The organism is uncultured Frigoribacterium sp. (assembly GCF_963515265.1).
Taxonomy (GTDB): domain Bacteria; phylum Actinomycetota; class Actinomycetes; order Actinomycetales; family Microbacteriaceae; genus Frigoribacterium.
The window spans coordinates 1-3261 of the sequence record NZ_CAUPYL010000242.1 but is presented as its reverse complement, the minus strand read 5'-3'; the positions used below and the strand labels follow the sequence as shown (position 1 = coordinate 3261).

Here is a 3261-nt window from a genome sequence, read left to right as displayed (position 1 = left end):
CCCGTGCGGGGTGGTGTTCCTCGCCCCCCCGCGCGCGGGGCGGGGCGGCCGCGCGGCGGGGGGGTTCTCGCCGGGGGGGGGGCCGCCCCCCCCCCCCCGCCCCTCCTCGTCCCCTCCCGCACCACAGCCCCTCCCGTTCCAGAGCCACTCCCCCGTCCCACCTGCACGATGAAGTGAAAGGCACCACCCATGTCCCGTAACCTCCCCCGCACCGCGAAGCGCGTCGTCGCTCTCGGTCTCGGCATCGCCCTGGCCGGCTCGCTGGCCGCCTGCTCCTCCGGCTCCGGAGGCGGCGCCAGCGCCGACACCGCGACCAGCGACGAGCTCGCCGCGGCCCTTAAGGAGAAGTCCTCGATCACGGTCTGGGCCTGGGCCCCCGCCGTCGAGCCCATCGCCGAGGCCTTCGAGAAGGCGCACCCCGACATCACCGTCGACGTGCAGAACGTCGGCACCGGCGCCGACCAGTACACGAAGCTGCAGAACGCGATCAAGGCCGGCAAGGGCGCCCCCGACGTCGCCCAGGTCGAGTACTTCGCCATCCCCCAGTTCTCGCTCGGCGACTCGCTCGCCGACCTGAGCGGCTACGGCTACGGCGACCTCGAAGAGGACTTCACCGCCTCGACGTGGAACTCCGTCACCGACGGCGACGCCGTCTACGCCCTGCCCCAGGACTCCGGCCCCATGGCGATGTTCTACCGCCAGGACGTCTTCGACAAGTACGGCATCGCCGTCCCGAAGACATGGGACGAGTACCTCGCCGCGGCCGAGACGATGCACTCTGCCGACCCGAACCAGTTCATCGCCGGCGACACCGGCGACGCGGGCTTCACGACCAGCATGATCTGGCAGGCCGGCGGGCACCCCTACTCGGTCGACGGCGACACCGTCTCGATCGACCTGCAGGACGAGGGCGCCAAGCGCTGGACCTCGACCTGGAACACCCTCGTCGAGAACGGCTCGCTCGCGCAGACCCCCGGCTGGACCGACGAGTGGTTCCGTGCCCTCGGCGACGGCTCGATCGCGACGATGCTCACCGGCGCCTGGATGCCCGGCAACCTCGAGGCGCAGGCCGCCGACGGCTCCGGCCAGTGGCGCGTCGCCCCGATGCCCCAGTACGAGGAGGGCGACACCGCGACCGCCGAGAACGGCGGATCGTCGATCGCCGTGATGGAGCAGTCGCAGAACAAGCTCGTCGCCGCCGAGTTCGCCAAGTTCGCCACCGCCGAGGAGGAGGGGCGCCAGATCTCGTTCGACGCCGGCGGCTTCCCGTCCACCACGGCCGACCTCACCGACCCCGAATTCCTCGCGGAGGCCCCCGAGTACTTCGGCGGCCAGAAGATCAACGAGGTGCTCGGCCAGGCCGCCCAGGACGTGCTGCCCGACTGGCAGTACCTGCCCTTCCAGGTCTACGCGAACAGCATCTTCAGCGACAGCGCGTCGTCGGCCTACACCAACGGCACCTCGCTCGACCCGGTGCTCGAGGAGTGGGCCAAGGCCACGGCCTCGTACGGTGAGCAGCAGGGCTTCACGGTCGAGACCGAGTAGGGCCTCGCGGCACACGCACGACCAGCACCACCAGCAGCACCGCAGCACCGCCTGACCACCGCAGCGGGGAGGCGCGACGCACGTCGCGCCTCCCCGTCGCCACGTCCCCTCGCCCCACCGGAGGAACACCATCAGCAGCAGCACCGCCCCCACGAGCACGCGCTTCGTGATCGGCCCCGACCACTTCGAGCTCGACGGCGCCCCGCACCGGGTCGTCGCCGGCGCCCTGCACTACTTCCGGGTGCACCCGGACCAGTGGGCCGACCGCATCCACAAGGCCAGGCTGATGGGCCTCAACACCATCGAGACGTACGTCGCCTGGAACGCGCACTCCCCGCGCCGCGGCGACTTCGACACGAGCGCGGGCCTCGACCTCGGCCGGTTCCTCGACCTCGTCGCCGCCGAGGGCATGCACGCGATCGTGCGCCCCGGCCCCTACATCTGCGCCGAGTGGGACGGCGGCGGCCTGCCCGGCTGGCTCTTCGACGACCCTGCCGTCGGCGTCCGCCGCAGCGAGCCGCTCTACCTCGCCGCCGTCGACGAGTTCCTCGAGCGCGTCTACGAGATCGTCGTGCCGCGGCAGATCGACCACGGCGGGCCCGTCGTGCTCGTGCAGATCGAGAACGAGTACGGCGCGTACGGCGACGACTCCGGGTACCTGCGGCACCTCGTCGACCTGACCCGCGCCTCCGGCGTGGTGGTGCCCCTGACGACGGTCGACCAGCCCACCGACGAGATGCTCGCGGCGGGCAGCCTGCCCGAGCTGCACAAGACGGGCAGCTTCGGGTCGCGCGCCCAGGAGCGGCTCGCCACCCTGCGCCGCCACCAGCCGACCGGGCCCCTGATGTGCTCGGAGTTCTGGGACGGCTGGTTCGACCACTGGGGCGAGCACCACCACACGACCCCGGTCGAGGAGGCGGCACGCGAGCTGGACGCGCTGCTGACGGCGGGCGCGTCGGTCAACATCTACATGTTCCACGGCGGCACGAACTTCGGCTTCACGAACGGCGCGAACCACAAGGGCACCTACCAGTCGCACGTGACCTCGTACGACTACGACGCTCCCCTCGACGAGGCGGGGTGGCCGACCGACAAGTTCTTCGCGTTCCGCGAGGTCATCGCGCGGCACCTGCCCGTGCCCGACGAGGTGCCGGCGCGGCGGTCGCCGTCGCCCGTGCTGTCGACGACGTTCGACCGGAGCGTGCGCCTCGGCGACGTCGTCGGCGACCTCGGTGCGCGACCGGTCATCGGCGGGGACCCCGGCATGGGCGTCGGCGTCGGCGCCGGCGCCGGCATCGGCTTCGGCGCCGGCGCCTCGGGCTGGATCGGGACCGAGGACGTGCCCACGATGGACGCGCTCGGCAGCTACCGCGGCTTCGCCCTGCACCGCGTCGACCTGCCGGCCGGCGACGAGCCCCGGGTGCTGTCGTTCGCGGGGGTGCGCGACCGCGCCGTCGTCTCCGTCGACGGTCGGCGGGTGGGCGTCCTCCAGCGCGACCAGCACGAGCGCGCGATCACGGTGCCGCCGGGCCGCGTGCTGGAGGTGCTGGTCGAGGACCAGGGACGCGTCAACTACGGCGTCCGCATCGGCGAGGCGAAGGGCCTCGTCGGGCCCGCGCTGCTCGACGGCGCCGAGCTGACCGGCTGGCGGAGCACGCCGCTCGACCTGGGGGCGGTCGTCGCGACCCTCTCCAGCGGCGCGACCGTGCCGGGCGA

2 protein-coding genes are annotated in these 3261 nt (G+C 72.6%); both read left to right on the top strand.

Features of this window, described 5'->3' with window-relative positions; translation table 11 throughout:
- Positions 1-189 precede the first annotated feature (189 nt).
- Positions 190-1545: an extracellular solute-binding protein gene (locus RWM17_RS13295; protein WP_314104424.1), complete on the top strand. Its 1356-nt coding sequence runs from the start codon at positions 190-192 to the stop codon at positions 1543-1545.
- 166 nt (positions 1546-1711) lie between these two features.
- The coding region (locus RWM17_RS13290) for a beta-galactosidase (RefSeq protein WP_314104421.1) at positions 1712-3261 on the top strand (1550 nt) is incomplete at its 3' end.

Coding starts and splice junctions, on each gene's coding strand:
- RWM17_RS13295 (WP_314104424.1), top strand. CDS start 190: ATGTCCCGTAACCTCCCCCGCACCGCGAAGCGCGTCGTCGCTCTCGGT.